Below are 16,025 nucleotides of genomic sequence, written 5' to 3'. Positions count from 1 at the left end.
GTGAAGATCTGGCTCGACGGCGGGCTGCGGGACAGCGAGGCCGCCCGTGTCTCCGTCTTCGATCACGGGCTGACCGTGGGCGACGGCGTCTTCGAGACGGTGAAGGCGGTGGACGGCACGACGTTCGCGCTCACCCGCCACCTCGACCGGCTGACCCGCTCCGCGCGCGGCCTCGGTCTGCCCGACCCCGACCACGACGAGGTGCGCCGCGGCTGCGCCGCCGTACTCGAGGCCAACCCGATGCCGCTCGGCCGGCTGCGCATCACCTACACCGGAGGCCACGGCCCCCTCGGCTCCGACCGCGGCGAACACGGGCCCACCCTGGTCGTCGCCCTCGGCGAGACCGCCCGACGCGCCGATTCCACGGCCGTCGTCACGGTCCCCTGGACCCGCAACGAACGCGGCGCGCTCACCGGCCTGAAGACGACCTCGTACGCCGAGAACGTCGTCGCGCTGGCCCGTGCCCACCAACACGGCGCCACCGAGGCGCTGTTCGCCAACACGGTCGGGCAGCTCTGCGAGGGCACCGGGTCCAACGTCTTCGTCGTCCTGGACGGCGAGATCCACACCCCGCCGCTCGCCTCCGGCTGCCTCGCGGGCATCACACGCGAGCTGACCGTCGAGTGGACCGGCGCCAAGGAGACCGACCTCCCGCTGGACGTCCTGGGGCGGGCGGACGAGGTCTTCCTCACCTCCACCCTGCGCGACGTCCAGGCCGTCCACCGCGTCGACGACCGCGAGCTGCCGGGCACGCCGGGACCGGTGACCGCCAAGGCGATGCGGATCTTCGCCGAGCGGGCCGGGGACGACCTCGACCCGTAAGGCCCGGACCGCCGGACCTGCAAGCCCCGGAAAACAGGCTGACGTGGCTCCTCGCGGCGGGTAGAAAGCCCCTGATGACCACGACTCTGCGGCCGACCGAGCCGCTTCAGCGCGCAGCCGACGGGGCACTGTCGCGCCACTACCAGGTGTGCGTGAACAGCCGTCCCGTCGGAGCTGTCCACCTGTCGACGTCCCCCTCCTTCGGGCCCGGCGTCGCTCAGATCGAAGACCTGCGCATCGAGGAACCGGACCGCGGGCGCGGCCGGGGCACGGTGGCCGCGCTGGCCGCCGAGGAGGTGGCCCGCGGCTGGGGTTGCAAGCGGATCGACGTCAGGGTGCCCGCCGAGGCGGAGACCGCGCTGCGGCTGGCGACGGCACTCGGCTACGTCCACCGCAACCGCGGCATGGAGAAGCCCCTCGGCGCCACCGCTCCCCGGCTGCCCGAGGGCAGCCGGGGCAGGCCGATGACGGAGGCCGAGTACGAGGCCTGGTTCGAGCGCGGCATCGCGGAGTACGCCCGGGACTGGTGGGAGCGCGGGGTGCCCGAGGACGAGGCGTGGGCCAAGTCGCGGAGGGACCACGAACTGCTGCTGCCGCAGGGCCTGGCGACGGAGAACATGCTGTTCAGCGTCCTGGAGCACGACGGCACCCGGGTCGGCACCCTCTGGGTGTCGTACGTCGACGACAAGGCGTTCGTGTTCGACGTCGAGGCCGACGAGGCCTTCCGCGGCCGGGGCCACGGCCGATCCCTGATGCTGCTGGCCGAGGCCCAGGCGATCGCGGCCGGCAAGAGGGTCATGGGCCTCAACGTCTTCGCCGACAACACCCCGGCCGAGCGGCTGTACGAGTCGCTGGGCTATGTGCCGGTGAGCTACTCGATGTACAAGAACCTGCTCTGAACCGACCTGGTCTCAGCCGATCTGGTCTCAGCTGATCTGCGCGGAGCGGCTCTCACGCCTGCTCGGCCAGCAGTCGGTCGGCGATCTCCTCGATCCGCTCCCGCAGCCCCTCCTGGCTCTTGCCGCCGTCGAGACGCTCACCGCCGATGACGTACGTCGGGGTCCCGGTGACGCCGATCGCCTTGCCCTCGGCCTGGTCGGCGTCCACGATCAGGATGTGCCGGCCGTCGATCAGGGCGGTGTCGAACTCCTCGGCGTCCAGCCCGAGTTCACCGGCGACCTCGACCAGGAAGGGTTCCCCCTTACGGTCCAGCTCCGCCACCCGGCCCAGCACGGCCTCGACGTACGGCCACCCCTGCCCCTGCTCCAGGGCCTCCTCGGCGGCCTGCGCGGCGGCGAAGGCGTGCTGGTGCTTCTCCAGCGGGAAGTGCCGCAACCGCAGCTCCAGCCGGTCGCCGTAGCGCTCGCGCAGGGCGCGCAGGTCGTCGAGGGCGCCGTGGCAGTCCGGGCACTGCAGCTCGCACCAGACGTCGAGGACGACGGCGGCACGGGCGGGGGAGGAGGTGGGGGACGAGTCGCTCATGACGCCAGTCTCCCAGGCGCCCGCCCGACCGCCCCAATCCGGATCTCCGACCGCCCGCCACGGAGATCCCGCTCGACCCCGGGGGAGGCCCCGAGGGAGGCGCCGAGGGAGGACGGCGTGCGGCACCTGCGGAGGAGTCGACCCGGAGATGTCCCTGATGTCCGGCCGGAGCGTGGCCCGTGAGCGGTGCGCGGGTGCAGGATGGAAGGGACGAAGCGCCGGCCCGTCGGCCGTGGTGCCGAGTCGGTCTGAGCCTTGCCAAAGTGAGTCACGCCTGGAGGACCGGATGATCGCCGAGACAGTCTGTTCCGCCGTCGCCGCGGCCGGCCTGGGCATCGCGGTGGTCACGGCCTACCGCAAGCGCTTCCTGGCGGCCGCCCGCATCGCGGCCTACGCCTTGGTGCCGCTCGGCCTGGTGATGACCGGCGTCGTCGAATGGGTCGCCGACACCGCCTTCAGCCCCACGGCCTGGGCGGGCTTCGCCGTGCTCGGCGGCGCCTGGGCCCTGTTCGCCACCACCCGTGCCGTGGAGCGCCGCCGCGGCGGCACCCGCAAGGAGCGCAAGGCGGCGAACCGCTCCGCGCAGTCCGGGGCAGTCGCTCCCGCGGCCTCGGCGCCGTCCCTGGGCCAGGGCTCCCGCCCGGCGTCCCGTCCCGCGCCCGCACCCCGGGCGACCGGCGGATCCGACGACTTCAGCGACATCGAGGCCATCCTCAAGAAGCACGGCATATGAGGCACGCGCCGGAGACGGGGCCGCACCTGCGGGGGTCCCGCATATGACGGAGGCCATGGCCTGCGGCCGTGACCGGGTCTCGCGTTGAAACGACACAGTCGGCCTGCCCGCGCGCGGAAGTGATCACGGCCTGAAACCGACGTCACGGAATCCGGCGAACTCCCGCTCAATCCGTGCGTGTTGATCGCGCCAGGGGTGTCACCTGCGTCATCATCGCCCGCGAGATGCTGGACACGACACAGAGCGACGCCGCGCCGCCCAAGGACGAGCCGCGCGGGTGCCTCTTCGCCCTTTCCCAGCCACCGCTGATGATCTTCCTAGCGGTGATCGGGTGTCTGCTGCTCATGGCTTCGCTGCACGACCTGCTGCTGCTCTGAGCCGTACCCGCGGTCCCCGGCGTCACCCGCCGGGGCCGCGTCGGCATCGAGGCACCCCGAGCCCCCGAGCCCTCGAGGAGCCCCTGCAGGGGCTCCTCACCCCGCGGCCTCCTTGCGGCGCGCCCGGTAGGCGGCCACGTGGAGGCGGTTGCCGCAGGTACGGCTGTCGCAGTACCGACGGGACCGGTTGCGGGAGAGGTCGACGAAGGCGCGTCGGCAGTCCGGGGCCTCACAGCGCCGCAGCCGCTCCTGCTCCCCGGCCACCACGAAGAACGCCAGCGCCATCCCGCAGTCGGCCGCCAGATGGTCGGCGACGGAGGCGCCGGGCGCGAAGTAGTGCACATGCCAGTCGTAGCCGTCGTGATCGGTGAGGCGCGGCGTGGTGCCCGCGGCGGCGACCAGCTCGTTGATCAGTCCGGCGGCGACGCGGGGATCCGAAGCCGCGAAGATCCCGGCGAAGCGCCCACGGACCTTGCGCACCGCGGACAGGTCGAACTCCGAGAGCACGCCGACGTCACTGAAGTCGTGCGTTCGTACGAAATCCTCGAGGGCGGCGACATCCGGCAGCGCGTCCGGAGCCGTGTCGTCCTCCGGTGCGGTGTTCACCAGATCCACCACGGCATCGAGCGCACACCGGGTGTCGTGGGTGATCAGCACGTTTCGCTCCCTGGCCTGGAGGGTCGGGCGGGCGCCCGCCGATGCTGGCCGATGGTAGCCGCACCGGGCCGTCGAACAACGGCCGATCGTGGCCCGGAGCCCCCGGGCACCGCATGCCCGAAGGGCGGGCGCCGGTCGCCGAAGGCCGGGGCGCGCCGCCCGAACCCGCCGACGCACGCCGACGCCGCACCAGGGAAGCCCGTGGCGCGGCGTCGGTGCATACCATATGCGGTTGTATTGGCCCGAGCCGTCTCCCCGAGTGGACGGCGCCGGGCGGCATGGTGTGAGCCTCGCCCTAGCTTTCCGCCAGGATGTGCGAGAGCTCCTGATCGAGATCGAAGTGCCGGTGTTCCGTGCCGGGGGGCACGGCCGCGTCCGTCCGCTTCAGGAAGGACTCCAGGGCCCGCGCCGGGGCTTCGAGCAGGGCCTCGCCCTCAGGAGAGCTCAGGGCGATGCAGACGACGCCCTGGCCGTGGCTGCGCGACGGCCAGACACGGACGTCGCCGGTTCCCGTGGGCCGGTGCAGGCCCTCGGCGAGGAGGTCGCGGGCGAACACCCACTCGACGGTCTCCTCGGCTCCGGTGTGGAAGGTGGCGTGCACGGCGTAGGGGTCGGCCGTGTCGTACCGCAGGCCTGCGGGGACAGGCAGGGAGGACTCGCTCGACACAACGAGGCGCAGGTGCAGCTCGCAGCTGACCGTGGTGTTCATAAGCGCCAGGGCCTTTCGCTCAGTGTGCGCTCGGGGATTCGCACGTCGGCGAAATCGACATGCCACCTACGGTGCCGTTGTAAACCCCTCTGCGTGTTTTGCGTGCCTTTACGTAACTCTTCCGGCCGACAGCTCGTTCGCGAAGTACCACCATTCCGGTGACTGGAATCTCTCGGGTAGGGTCGGGCTGTATGAATACGGGGAGTAACGAGCCGGGTGAGGCGGTCGTAGCGGTGGACGGGCCGAAGGCGCACGGAGCGGCGGAGGAGCAGCACGGGCAGGGGCTGGGCTCCAGGGCTCCCGCATTCGTCAAGGCGCGCCGCATGCTGCACCTGAGCTGGCAGGTCGGCGTCTTCGTGATCGGCCTCGCCGTGGTGGCCGCCGGCATCGTCATGCTGCCACTGCCCGGTCCCGGCTGGGTCGTGATCTTCGGCGGCATGGCCATCTGGGCGACCGAGTTCGTCTGGGCCCAGTTGGTGCTGCGCTGGACCAAGCGCAAGGTCACCGAGGCGGCGCAGCGCGCCCTCGATCCGAAGGTGCGGCGCCGCAACATCACCCTGACCGCGATCGGCCTGGTGATCATCGGCGTCCTCGTGGGTGTCTACCTGTGGAAGTTCGGCCTGGAGATGCCCTGGAAGATCAAGGACCAGTGATCTTCGGCCGGCCTTCGGGCGATCTTCGACAGGGTCGCGGGGACCGGTCGGCCGTGGTCACGGCCACCCCCTGACATGGGGTAATGTTCTTCCTGCGTCCGGGCGATTAGCTCAGTGGGAGAGCGCTTCGTTCACACCGAAGAGGTCACTGGTTCGAACCCAGTATCGCCCACCCGGAACGGCGGCCTGTCTGCGAGAGCGCAGACAGGCCGCCGTCGTTTGTGCGGCCGGCGGCGTACCTTCCGACGCTCGTCGGTGTCGATGTCGACACCGACGCCCATGCCGCCGTCGATGCCGACCTCGATGTGATCGGCGCGCCTCGCCGGCGACGCCACGCAGTCATCGCGCCACCCCGAACCACCCCTTCGCGAGCCTCCTCGCGAGCCCCGTGCCACGTCGTCGCGCGGCCCCTCGTCACCCCTCCCGTGGCCCCGCTGTCCCGTCCCGCGGTGCCCTGCCTCCACACCGTCAACTTCCTTCCCTCGCTGCGACATCCACCCCAGCACTCACTCAACACCCGTTCCCCCAGCCGGATTTCAGCCTCCCGGTTCGATCCTTCAGTGGCCGGTCTCCGGTTCGAGACGCCGAACGGGAGTCTCTCACCTGCGAGTTCGTCCTCCTGGAGGGGTCGCATCGCCCAGCCGGGTCACCCTCCCCGCAGAGTTCGCGCACAAGAAATTCCTGTCCGAATCATTGACGCTCCCTCAGCCCCCTCGTACCTTGTGCCAGCAAGCGCTTTCTTGAAACGATTCATGCAAGCGGCAACGACGCTGCGGGGAGGGTCCGACTGTGGGAACCAGCAGGAATGTTGAGAGGCGAACGATCCTGAAGGCGGCCGGAGCCACGGCGGCCACGCTCGGGCTGGCCGCGACGACGGGATGCGGGGGCGACAGCGGTTCCGGTGACGGGACGGTGACGATCCGTTACGCGTGGTGGGGCGCCGAGGAGCGCGCGAAAAGGATCAACCAGAGCATCGCGCTCTTCGAGAAGAAGTATCCGAAGATCAAGGTGAAGACGGACTTCCAGGACTACGTCGCATTCTGGGAGAAGTTCCAGACGCAGGCGGCCGGCGGAAATCCCCCGGACGTATTCCAGAACGCCGTCGCATATCTTCGGAAGTATGACAAGAGAGGCATTCTCCTCGACCTCAAGTCCCAGGTGGACGCGGGCAATCTGAAACTGGACGACTTCCGCGCGGGCGTCACCAAGGTCGGCGAGGTCGACGGCAAGCAGCTCGGCATCCCGGTCGGCTCCAACACCATGGCGCTGGTCATCGACAAGAAGGCCTTCGAGAAGGCGGGCGTCGAGGCGACCCCGGGCTGGACCTGGGACGACTACTTCAAGGCCCTCAAGACCATCTACGACAAGACGAAGGTTCCGGGGGACACGGGCTACTTCAGCATCATGTACCTCTACGACCTGTACCTCCGTCAGAACGGAAAGGCGTTCTTCACCAAGGACGGACTCGGTTTCGACAAGGCCGATCTGACGGAGTGGTGGCAGGACGGCTACAACCGCACCAAGGCCGGGATCATCACCGATCCGAAGACCGTCGCCCAGGACCGCCCCAAGTCCTCCCTCTCCGCCGGGCACGCGGCGGCGGAGTTCACCTGGGACAACTTCACCGTCCGCTACACGGCGGAGGGCGACAGCACCTACGGCCTCGCCCCGATCCCCACCACGAACGGCAAGGACACCGGTCAGTACCTCGCGTCCCTCATGCTGAGCGCCTCCGCGCGCACCGCGCACCCCAAGGAAGTCGCCCAGTTCATCGACTTCATGGTCCACGACCCCGAGGTCGGCAAGATCATGGGCTACGACCGGGGCATCCTCGCCACCACCGGGCAGTACGCGGCGTTCAAGCCGACCGACGCGGTGGCCAAGGAGATCGCCCAGTACGAGGACGACACCGCCAAGGCAGGCCTCCTCGGCACCATCACCCCGCACCCCTCCGGCGCCGACACCGTCGAGGCCGCGTTCCTGCGCATCGCCGGTGACATGAGCTTGGGCAAGGTCAAGGTCGCCGACGCGGTGAAGCAGTTCTTCGACGAGTCCGAGGCCGCTTTCCAAGCCTGACGCCTGATGGGGAACCAACTGTGACGCTCGTCAAGGAATCTCCGCCCACCACCCGGAAGGCCCGCTCCGCAGCCCCCGCCGCCGACAAGCGGCGGGGGCGCCGGGAGAACCTCGCCGGCTATCTCTTCATGTCCCCGTGGATCGCCGGTTTCGTGTTGCTGACCGCGGGCCCCATGGTCGCCTCGCTCTACTTCGCCTTCACCGACTACAACCTCTTCACCAGTCCGAAGTGGATCGGCTTCGACAACTTCACGAAGATGTTCGACGATCCGCGCTGGCAGAAGTCGGTCGAGGTCACGGCGAAGTACGTGATCATCGGCACGCCCCTGAAGCTGCTGCTCGCGCTCGGCGTCGCCCTGCTGCTCGCCCAGAGCCGGCGCGGCCAGGCCTTCTACCGGGCCGCCTTCTACGCCCCCTCGCTCATCGGCGCGAGCGTGTCGATCGCCTTCGTCTGGCGGTCCATGTTCTCCGACGACGCCATCGTCGACCGGACGATGTCGGTCTTCGGCGTCCATGCCGGCGGCTGGGTCGGCAACCCCGACTGGATCCTCTACTGCCTGGTCGCGCTCACCGTCTGGCAGTTCGGCGCGCCCATGGTCATCTTCCTGGCGGGTCTGAAGCAGGTTCCCAGGGAGCTGTACGAGGCGGCAGAGATGGACGGCGCCGGACCCTTCCGCCGGTTCTGGAGCATCACGCTCCCGATGATTTCCCCGGTGCTCTTCTTCAACGTGCTCCTGGAGACCATCCACTCCTTCCAGATCTTCGGCTCGGCCTATGTCGTCTCCAACACCTACTGCGGTCCGGCCGACGCCACGCTCGTCTACACCTGCTACCTGTACCAGCAGGGCTTCAAGAACGCGCAGATGGGCTTCGCCTCCGCGATGGCCTGGATGCTGCTGCTGGCCGTGGCCCTGGTGACGGCGGTCCTCTTCTGGTCGCAGAAGAAGTGGGTGCATTACGAAAACGACGCAGAGGACGCCCGATGAGCGCCACCACCACGTCCACCACCGCACCCGCCGGCCCGCCCGCCCTGCACAAGTCGGCCGGCCTCGGCCGCAGGCGCGCCGGCTCGCTCGTCTGGCACCTCGGCTCCCTGCTCGTCCTCGCGATCGTGCTCTACCCGGTCCTCTGGGTCGTCGGCGCCTCGTTCAAGCCGAGCAAGGACATCATCAACAGCCTGGACCTGTTCCCGACCAGCCCCATCCTCGGCAACTTCAAGGGCCTGGCCGACGGCATCGCGGACATCTCGATCTGGACGTTCTTCCAGAACTCCCTCTTCTACGCGCTCGGCTCCGTCGTCGGCATCCTCATCTCCTGCTCACTGACCGCCTACGCGTTCGCCAAGATCAGGTTCGCCGGCCGGAACCTGCTGTTCTCGCTGATGATCGGCACCCTCCTGCTGCCTTACCACGTACTGCTCATCCCGCAGTACGTGATGTTCCAGAAGCTGGAACTGATCAACACATACGTGCCGCTGCTCCTCGGCAAGTACCTGGCCACCGAGGCGTTCTTCGTCTTCCTCATGGTGCAGTTCATGCGCAACCTGCCCCGGGAACTGGACGAGGCCGCCCGGCTCGACGGGTGCGGGCACCTGCGCATCTACTGGTCGATCGTGCTGCCGCTGTGCCGGCCCGCGCTCATCACCAGTGCCATCTTCACCTTCATCAACGCCTGGAACGACTTCATGGGCCCGCTGATCTACCTCAACGAGCCCGGCAAGTACACCGTCTCCCTCGGGCTGACGATGTTCCGTGACTCCGACGGCGTCGCCGCCAACTACGGCGGACTGATCGCCATGTCCCTGGTGGCGCTGCTGCCGGTGTTGCTGTTCTTCCTCGCCTTCCAGCGGTATCTCATCGACGGAATGGCGACCTCCGGACTGAAGGGCTGAGGCGGGTCACATGGCCGAAGCGCGCGTGAAAGCCCGTAGCCGTGATCGTGCTGCCGGCGATTCCGTCCTCGCCGAGCGGTTCGGGGTGTTCGCCGAGTGTCTGCTCACCGGCGTGTGGATCGTGGTGGCCTCGGCCGGTGTGATCACCTACCCGGCCGCCTTCGCCGCCGGGGCCCGGCACCTGCGCCGCCGTACGGCCCATGAGGGCGGTGGCTGGCGGGAGTTCGTCGCCGACTTCCGCTCCGCCATGCGTGGCGGCTGGGTGGCCGGGCTCGTCGGATGGGCGGCGGTGGCCGCGGTCTGGGTGGACGTCCAGGCCGCCCGGGCCGGGATTCCCGGTGGGCCGTTCGTCGGGGCCGTCGGGCTGTTCGCGCTGATCGGCCTCATGGTCGCCGGGATGCGCGCGGCGGCGCTCTGGTCGCCGGGCGACTCCTGGCGCGCCCTGCTCGCGCGGGCCGGCCGTCGTACCGTGCTCGATCCCGCCGGATCCTTCCTGCTCGTCGCCGGACTGGCCGTGGTGGCCCTGTCCGGCTGGGTCGTCGTGCCGCTGGCGGTCCCCGTCCTCGGGGCCGTCGCGGCGGCGGCCGTGGCCGTGGAGCAGAGGTACAGGCACCGCTGACGTGCGGTGCTCACGCAAGGTCTGCGCCCCGGGCGCCGCACCTCTCTCTGTCATGCCCCTGACCACCCCCTCTGCATCCCGCACGGAAAGGAAAGGCTGCATCTCATGTCTCCCATCCCCCGCAGGTCCCTCCTCAAGGCGGCGGCCGTCGCCGGCGCCGCCGCACAGTTCAGCTGGGCGCTAGGGGCGAAGGACGCCGAGGCCGCGCCGAGAGCCGAGGCGGCGGACGCCGATCCGGTGACCCTGGACTGGCTGGAGGACGGCGGCCTCGGCGCCGCCCCCGGCTCCACGCTCGGCGTGCCCTGGCCGATGGGCGCGTACCAGGAGGACCAGGCCTTCGCGCTGACCGACGCCGACGGCAAGGACGTCCCCGTACAGTCCTGGCCGCTTGCGTACTGGCCGGACGGCTCCCTCAAGTGGACCGCCCACGCGGTGAGTTCGGGCTCCGGCAAGCTCACCCTGGCCGCCGGTGCCCCGGCCGCTCCCGCCAAGAAGGTCACCGTCGACAAGAGCGGCGGCACCATCGACGTGTCGACCGGTGTCATCACCGCGAAGATCGGCAAGTCCGGGGCGACCCTCATCAAGTCCGTCACCCGTGGCTCCACCGAGATCGCCAAGAACGGCCGCCTGGTCCTGATCCGGCAGCCCGAGATCGAGGACGAGGACCAGGGCACCGTCAAGACCGAGCGCTTCGAGGGCGCCGTCGACGCCGTCACCGTCGAACAGTCGGGCCCGGTCCGCGCGGTCGTCCGCATCGACGGCAAGCACCGTAAGGGCAGCCGCAGTTGGCTTCCCTTCTCCATCCGCCTCTACTTCTACGCGGGCGCCGACTCCTTCCGCATGGTGCACACCATCACCTACGACGGGAAGCAGGAACCCGGCAAGGCGAGCGGCGACTTCATCCGGGGCCTGGGCGTCCGCTTCACCGTCCCGATGCGCGACGAGTCCTACGACCGTCACATCCGCATCGGCGGCGAGGGCACCGGCCTGCTGCGCGAGGCCGTCAAGGGCATCACGGGCCTGCGCCGCGACCCCGGCGCGGCGGTCCAGGCCGCCCAGTACGCGGGCCAGAAGCTGCCCGACCCCGCCACCTGGGACCAGCGGGTCACCACCCGCCTCCAGTACATCCCCGAATGGGGCGACTACACCCTCTCCCAGCTCTCCGCCGACGGCTTCACCCTGCGCAAGCGCACCAAGAAGGGCTACGGCTGGATCGGCGCCGGCGGCGGCAAACGCGCCTCCGGCTTCGGGTACGTCGGCGGGGTGAGCGGCGGATTCTCCTTCGGCCTGAGGGACTTCTGGGAGAAGCACCCCGCCCAGCTCGACATCCGTGACGCGCACACCGACGAGGCCGAGGTCACCCTATGGCTCTGGTCGCCCGAGGCGCAGCCCATGGACCTGCGCTTCTACCACGACGGCATGGGCCAGGACACCTTCCCCGAGCAGCTCGAGGGCCTCAACATCACCTACGAGGACTACGAGCCCGGCTTCGGCACCCCCTACGGCATCGCCCGTACCTCCGAACTCCTCTTCTGGGCCAACGAGTCGACGCCCGCCCCCGAGGGACTCGCCGAACAGGTCGAGGCCGTCCGGGTGCTGCCCCAGCTCGCCGCCCCGCCCAAGCAGCTCATCAAGGCCAAGGTGTTCGGCCCGGGCCTGTACTCCGAGCCGGACCGCTCCACTCCCGCCAAGGCGAAGATCGAGGACCACCTCGACTTCCTCTTCACCTACTACAAGGGCCAGGTGGAGCAGCGCCGTTGGTACGGCTTCTGGGACTACGGCGACATCATGCACACCTACGACAGCGTCAGGCACCAGTGGCGGTACGACATCGGCGGCTACGCCTGGGACAACTCCGAACTGTCGCCGGACCTCTGGCTGTGGTTCGCGTACCTGCGCTCCGGCCGCGCGGACATCTTCCGCTTCGCCGAGGCGATGACCCGGCACACCGGCGAGGTCGACGTCTACCACATCGGCCAGTGGGCGGGCCTGGGCACCCGGCACGGCGTCCAGCACTACGCCGACAGCGCCAAGCAGCAGCGCATCGCCAACACCACCTACCGCCGCTACTACTACTTCCTCACCGCCGACGAGCGCGTCGGCGACCTCATGCACGCCAACGTCGACTCCGACGAGACGTTCCTCGCCCTGGACCCGCTGCGCAAGATCCGCACCGAGCCCTACACGCCCGACCGGCATGCCCTGTCCATCGGCTTCGGCACCGACTGGAGCGGGCTGGTGTCGGCGTGGCTCACCGAGTGGGAGCGCAAGGGCCCCAAGTGGGAGAAGGCCAAGGCACGCGTCCTGTCGACGATGGAGACCATCGCCGCCCAGCCCAACGGCTTCGTGCAGGGCAGCGGGCTGTACGACCTCGACACCGGCAAGTTCGCGGTCGCTTCCGCGCCCGTCGTCGGCGTCTCGCACCTCTCCGCCGTCTTCGGTCTCAACGAGCTGTGCGCCGAGCTCATCCACCTGGTCGACATGCCGAAGTTCAAGGAGGTCTACCTCGACTACTGCCGCTACTTCAACGCCACCAAGGCGGAACAGGCGGCCCGCTACGGCACCAACTTCGGCACCCTGCTGCTCTTCCAGGGCCACTCCCGCCTCGACGCGTACGCTGCCGTCCAGACCGGCGACGCCACGCTCGCCCGGCGGGCGTGGACGAAGTTCTACAGCTCCGACGGCTACATGGAGTCCTCCCCGTGGAAGACGGAGCCGCTGAGCGGCCCGGCCACCCTGGTCGCGGGCAGCGAGGCAGCCTGGGTGGCCACCAACGACACCGCCCTCTACGGCCTCGCCGCCATCGAGAACCTGGCCCTCCTCGGCGACAAGATGCCGTAGCGGTGGGCTGGTGCCGTGACAGGCGACGTTCGCCCCGTCGCGACACCCGGCACGCTCCCCCACTGCCTCAAAGGCGTGGGAGGTGCCCCCACTCGCCGAACCGGCCGAAGACCCACGTACGTCCAGTACGAGGGCCTTCGGCCGGCACTCCCCCCAGCCTTCGGCCGGGGGGGGACCCCAGAGCACGCACCGGACGCCGCTCCTTCACGGGCAAACGGTGCCTGCCACGGCACTAGTTCATCCTCCCCAGGGCCTCCCGTGCCTTCCGGACGTTCCGCAGCCGCTGTTCGTACGTCGCACCGAGTGCGAGCAGCAGCAGTCCGGCGAGGGCGAGGGGCACCCAGCGGGGGAGCGCGTCGGTCACCTGGACGAGATACGGGGCGAGTTCGTGCAGCGTGTCCAGGGTGAGCACCGAGCCACCGAGCACGAGCGGTGCCTGCAACCGGTGCCGGGCGCCCAGCAGGGTGAGCAGCAGCGCGGCCGTGCCCAGCAGCAGGGGGCGGGTCCACTCGGGGTCGCCCCACGCTGTGGCGAGGCTCGGCACAAGCGTGGCGGTGAGCCCGGGCGCGTACGCGGTCCAGGACGACGTCGCCGGGTCGTGGCGGCGGCGCAGGGCTCCGACGAGCAGCGCCGGAACCGTGACCGGCAGGGTGTACGCCTCCGGGAGCCCCACCCGCCAGGCCGCCAGGCGCACCCACGCGGCCAGCACGAAGAGGACGACGGCCGCGTAGCCGACGGCACGGCGGTCCGGGCGTACCGCCGTGCCCGCGGCGATCACCGCGCACAGGGAGAGCACCAGGGCGAGCAGCGGCAGGTCGAAGACCGCCAGGCCGATGGCGACCAGGCCGGCCGCGGCTCCCGTCGCCTCGACCGCGACCGTCGTCGCAACGTCGCCGATCCGGGGTGCGACCAGGGCCGCCGCCATCGGGACCACCAGCACCAGCAGCGCGGTGTGCTCCGGCCGCCAGCCGGCGGAGGCGCCCACGGCGCAGGCCAGGGCCGTGGCGTAGCCGAGCGCGGCGGCAGCGGACACCGGCGCCAGTCGTCCGCACCGTGCGGCCACCGCGCACACAACGGTCAGTGAGGCGAGAACGGTGAGGGTCGCCGATTCGGTGGCCAGGGAGAGGAAGGCGAGTCCGAGCGAGGTGAACAACGCGAGCCCGGTGGCCGTCCGCGTCACCGGTACCAGGAGCGCCAGGGTCGTGAGGCCCTGTACCAACAGGCCGACGGTGTAAGGGAGTTGCAGCGCCGCCGGGGTGGCGAGGACCGCGGCCCACGTCAACGTCAGCGCGGCGGTCAGCGCCTGCGGGCGCCACTCCTCGTTCCGGACGGCCGTCGCCAGGACCGCGGCCACCGCGACGAGGATCAGGGGAGCCGTGACCGCGTACGGCGGCCAGAAGGCGTCCATCGTCGCCGCGGCCCGGGCGCCCGCCGGAGCTCCGGACCACGGATGCCGGAGCCACGCCATCGGCCCGAGCAGCGTGACACCGACGGCCGGCACCGACCACAGCACCGCCCCCGCCTGGACGACACCGGAGGCCCAGGCGACACCCCGGCGCACCGCCTCCTGACCCCGCACGGCGGCCAACAGCGCGATCCCGCACGCCAGATACGCCGGTACGGTCCAGTCGCCCGGCACCGACGCCCGCAGGATGCCGCCGAGGCCGGCGACCACGCACAGGGCGCCGACCGCCGCCGTCCCCGTCGCGAGCTCCGGGCGCGGGGCGAACCGGGCCGCCCCGAGGGCGATCGCCGCCGCGAGGGCGAGGAGCGCCGCCGCGCGGGCGGCGGCGCCCGGACCGGCAGCGTCCAGGGAGAGCAGGCCGGCCGTCAGGACGCCCCACCCGCCCGCCCCGAGCGCGCCCACCACGGCGACAAGGCGCATCGGCCGGTCGGCCACCCGCAGCGCGACCACCGTGTCGAGCGCCGCCGTCAGCAGCACCGCGGCCGTGACCGCGTGCGCCCCGCCGCCGACCGTGATGACCCACAGCGGCAGCGGGAGTTGAGCGACCGTCAGGGCGGCCGGACCGGGGAGCCGTACCGTGGCCGAGCCCGGCAGCGCGGCGAGCGCGGTTCCGTACGCCGCCCACAGCGCCGCCAGCGCGGTCGACGCGGCGGCCGTGTACGTCGTGCCGTCCGCCGCCGCGAACGCCACCTCGTGCAGCGCGTACGCGTCCAGCACCGTCAGCGCGAGGCCGAGACCCGCGACGGACTCGGCGGTCGACCGCAGCCCCCGCCGCAGCAGCGCCACGGGCGCGCCGAGCACGGCCAGCGTGACCGCGCCCAGCACCAGGGACCGGCCGGCGATACCCAGGTGACCCCAGCTGACCAGGGTGAACACCATCGCCGCGACGGTGAGCAGGATGCCGCCGAGCAGGAGAAGGACGTTCTGCACACCGGGCGCGGTGGCCTCGGTGCGGGCGGCCGGTCCCGGAGACGCCGGCGTCGGCCGGCTCGGCCATACCGACGGTGTCGGCCGTGCCGCCTGCTGAAGCGTGGCGACCAGCCAGGCGCGGCGGGTCAGCAACTGGGCCCGGCGGGCGTTCAGTTGCCGCAACTCGGTGTCGAGAAGCCGCAGCTCCTCGGCCGGGGGCGGAAAATGCGTCATGTTTCGAAGTGTGGTTCGCGTCACGCTCGGCGGCATGAGCGCACGTACTCAGAACGTACTCAAATGCCACTGGCCGGACGCCCGCGTGGGCACACTCTGCCCATGGACTGGACCCGTTACCGCTTCCGCAGCATGTGGGCCCTGCCCGCGCCGCCCGACCGCGTGTACGACACGCTGGAGCAGGCCGAGGACTACCCGCGCTGGTGGCCGCAGGTGCGCGAGGTGAACCGGGTCGACGACACGACCGGCGTCGTCCGCGTCCGCTCCCTCCTCCCGTACGACCTGACCTTCACCGCCCGTGAGGTGCGGCGCGATCCTGCGGCCGGAGTTCTGGAGATCGCGATGACGGGCGACCTCGACGGCTGGGCGCGCTGGACCGTGACCGCCGGCGGCTCCGGCACCCTCGCCCGCTACGACCAGGTGGTCCAGGTGAACAAGCCGCTGCTGCGGCGGTTCGCCGTCCCTGGGCGGCCGGTGTTCCGCCTGAACCACCGGCTGATGATGCGGGCCGGACGGCGCGGCCTCGTGGCGCACCTGCAAGGGGTTTGAAGGAAGCG

Annotated in this window: 15 protein-coding genes and 1 tRNA gene; 12 read left to right on the top strand and 4 right to left on the bottom strand. The window is 70.6% G+C overall.

Going from position 1 to position 16,025, the window contains the following annotated elements; all coding sequences use genetic code 11:
- On the top strand, window positions 1-822 hold the full coding sequence (locus OG289_RS11160) for an aminotransferase class IV (protein ID WP_327313858.1): 822 nt from the start codon (window positions 1-3) through the stop codon (window positions 820-822).
- A 74-nt stretch (window positions 823-896) separates the two neighbouring features.
- Window positions 897-1,721: a GNAT family N-acetyltransferase gene (locus OG289_RS11155; protein WP_327313856.1), complete on the top strand. Its 825-nt coding sequence runs from the start codon at window positions 897-899 to the stop codon at window positions 1,719-1,721.
- A 52-nt stretch (window positions 1,722-1,773) separates the two neighbouring features.
- Here the strand turns inward: OG289_RS11155 and OG289_RS11150 are convergent, their stop codons facing one another.
- Window positions 1,774-2,304 (bottom strand): DsbA family protein, encoded by a 531-nt coding sequence (locus OG289_RS11150; protein ID WP_327313855.1) that lies wholly within the window; start codon window positions 2,302-2,304, stop codon window positions 1,774-1,776.
- A 286-nt stretch (window positions 2,305-2,590) separates the two neighbouring features.
- On the opposite strand from OG289_RS11150, the gene OG289_RS11145 reads away from it, so the two are divergent.
- Both OG289_RS11145 and OG289_RS11140 read left to right on the top strand, forming a co-directional pair.
- On the top strand, window positions 2,591-3,037 hold the full coding sequence (locus OG289_RS11145; protein WP_327313854.1) for a hypothetical protein: 447 nt from the start codon (window positions 2,591-2,593) through the stop codon (window positions 3,035-3,037).
- Window positions 3,038-3,210: 173 nt separating this feature from the next.
- Window positions 3,211-3,414 (top strand): hypothetical protein, encoded by a 204-nt coding sequence (locus OG289_RS11140; RefSeq protein WP_093774321.1) that lies wholly within the window; start codon window positions 3,211-3,213, stop codon window positions 3,412-3,414.
- Between the two features lie 96 nt (window positions 3,415-3,510).
- Here OG289_RS11140 and OG289_RS11135 read toward each other — a convergent pair whose 3' ends face one another.
- Window positions 3,511-4,071, bottom strand: a complete 561-nt coding sequence (locus OG289_RS11135; RefSeq protein WP_327313853.1) for a CGNR zinc finger domain-containing protein — start codon at window positions 4,069-4,071, stop codon at window positions 3,511-3,513.
- A gap of 295 nt (window positions 4,072-4,366) precedes the next feature.
- Complete coding sequence (locus tag OG289_RS11130) at window positions 4,367-4,780, bottom strand: SsgA family sporulation/cell division regulator (protein WP_004002642.1); 414 nt, start codon at window positions 4,778-4,780, stop codon at window positions 4,367-4,369.
- A 191-nt stretch (window positions 4,781-4,971) separates the two neighbouring features.
- Here OG289_RS11130 and OG289_RS11125 point away from each other — a divergent pair, with 191 nt between their 5' ends.
- The 7 genes from OG289_RS11125 (at window position 4,972) to OG289_RS11095 (ending at window position 12,860) form a co-directional block, all read left to right on the top strand.
- Window positions 4,972-5,433 carry a TIGR02611 family protein gene (locus OG289_RS11125; protein ID WP_327313852.1) on the top strand — a complete coding sequence of 154 codons (462 nt, stop codon included), beginning with the start codon at window positions 4,972-4,974 and terminating at the stop codon, window positions 5,431-5,433.
- Window positions 5,434-5,533: 100 nt separating this feature from the next.
- Window positions 5,534-5,605, top strand: a tRNA-Val gene (locus OG289_RS11120).
- A 617-nt stretch (window positions 5,606-6,222) separates the two neighbouring features.
- On the top strand, window positions 6,223-7,509 hold the full coding sequence (locus tag OG289_RS11115) for an extracellular solute-binding protein (RefSeq protein ID WP_327313851.1): 1,287 nt from the start codon (window positions 6,223-6,225) through the stop codon (window positions 7,507-7,509).
- Between the two features lie 20 nt (window positions 7,510-7,529).
- Window positions 7,530-8,495, top strand: coding sequence for a carbohydrate ABC transporter permease (locus tag OG289_RS11110; RefSeq protein WP_327313850.1), 966 nt, complete (start codon window positions 7,530-7,532; stop codon window positions 8,493-8,495).
- Window positions 8,492-9,400: a carbohydrate ABC transporter permease gene (locus OG289_RS11105; protein WP_327313849.1), complete on the top strand. Its 909-nt coding sequence runs from the start codon at window positions 8,492-8,494 to the stop codon at window positions 9,398-9,400. The genes OG289_RS11110 and OG289_RS11105 overlap by 4 nt, the downstream gene beginning before the upstream one ends.
- Window positions 9,401-9,410: 10 nt before the next feature.
- Window positions 9,411-10,019 carry a hypothetical protein gene (locus OG289_RS11100; protein ID WP_327313848.1) on the top strand — a complete coding sequence of 203 codons (609 nt, stop codon included), beginning with the start codon at window positions 9,411-9,413 and terminating at the stop codon, window positions 10,017-10,019.
- A gap of 105 nt (window positions 10,020-10,124) precedes the next feature.
- Window positions 10,125-12,860 (top strand): exo-rhamnogalacturonan lyase family protein, encoded by a 2,736-nt coding sequence (locus tag OG289_RS11095; RefSeq protein WP_327313847.1) that lies wholly within the window; start codon window positions 10,125-10,127, stop codon window positions 12,858-12,860.
- A 232-nt stretch (window positions 12,861-13,092) separates the two neighbouring features.
- Here the strand turns inward: OG289_RS11095 and OG289_RS11090 are convergent, their stop codons facing one another.
- Window positions 13,093-15,504: an SCO7613 C-terminal domain-containing membrane protein gene (locus tag OG289_RS11090; protein WP_327313846.1), complete on the bottom strand. Its 2,412-nt coding sequence runs from the start codon at window positions 15,502-15,504 to the stop codon at window positions 13,093-13,095.
- Between the two features lie 66 nt (window positions 15,505-15,570).
- Between OG289_RS11090 and OG289_RS11085 the strand changes: the two genes are divergently transcribed.
- Complete coding sequence (locus OG289_RS11085; RefSeq protein WP_327313845.1) at window positions 15,571-16,017, top strand: SRPBCC family protein; 447 nt, start codon at window positions 15,571-15,573, stop codon at window positions 16,015-16,017.
- Window positions 16,018-16,025 lie beyond the last annotated feature (8 nt).

This window comes from Streptomyces sp. NBC_01235 (assembly GCF_035989285.1).
In the GTDB taxonomy this organism is placed as follows: Bacteria; Actinomycetota; Actinomycetes; order Streptomycetales; family Streptomycetaceae; genus Streptomyces.
This window is presented reverse-complemented; position numbering and strand designations above follow the sequence as displayed.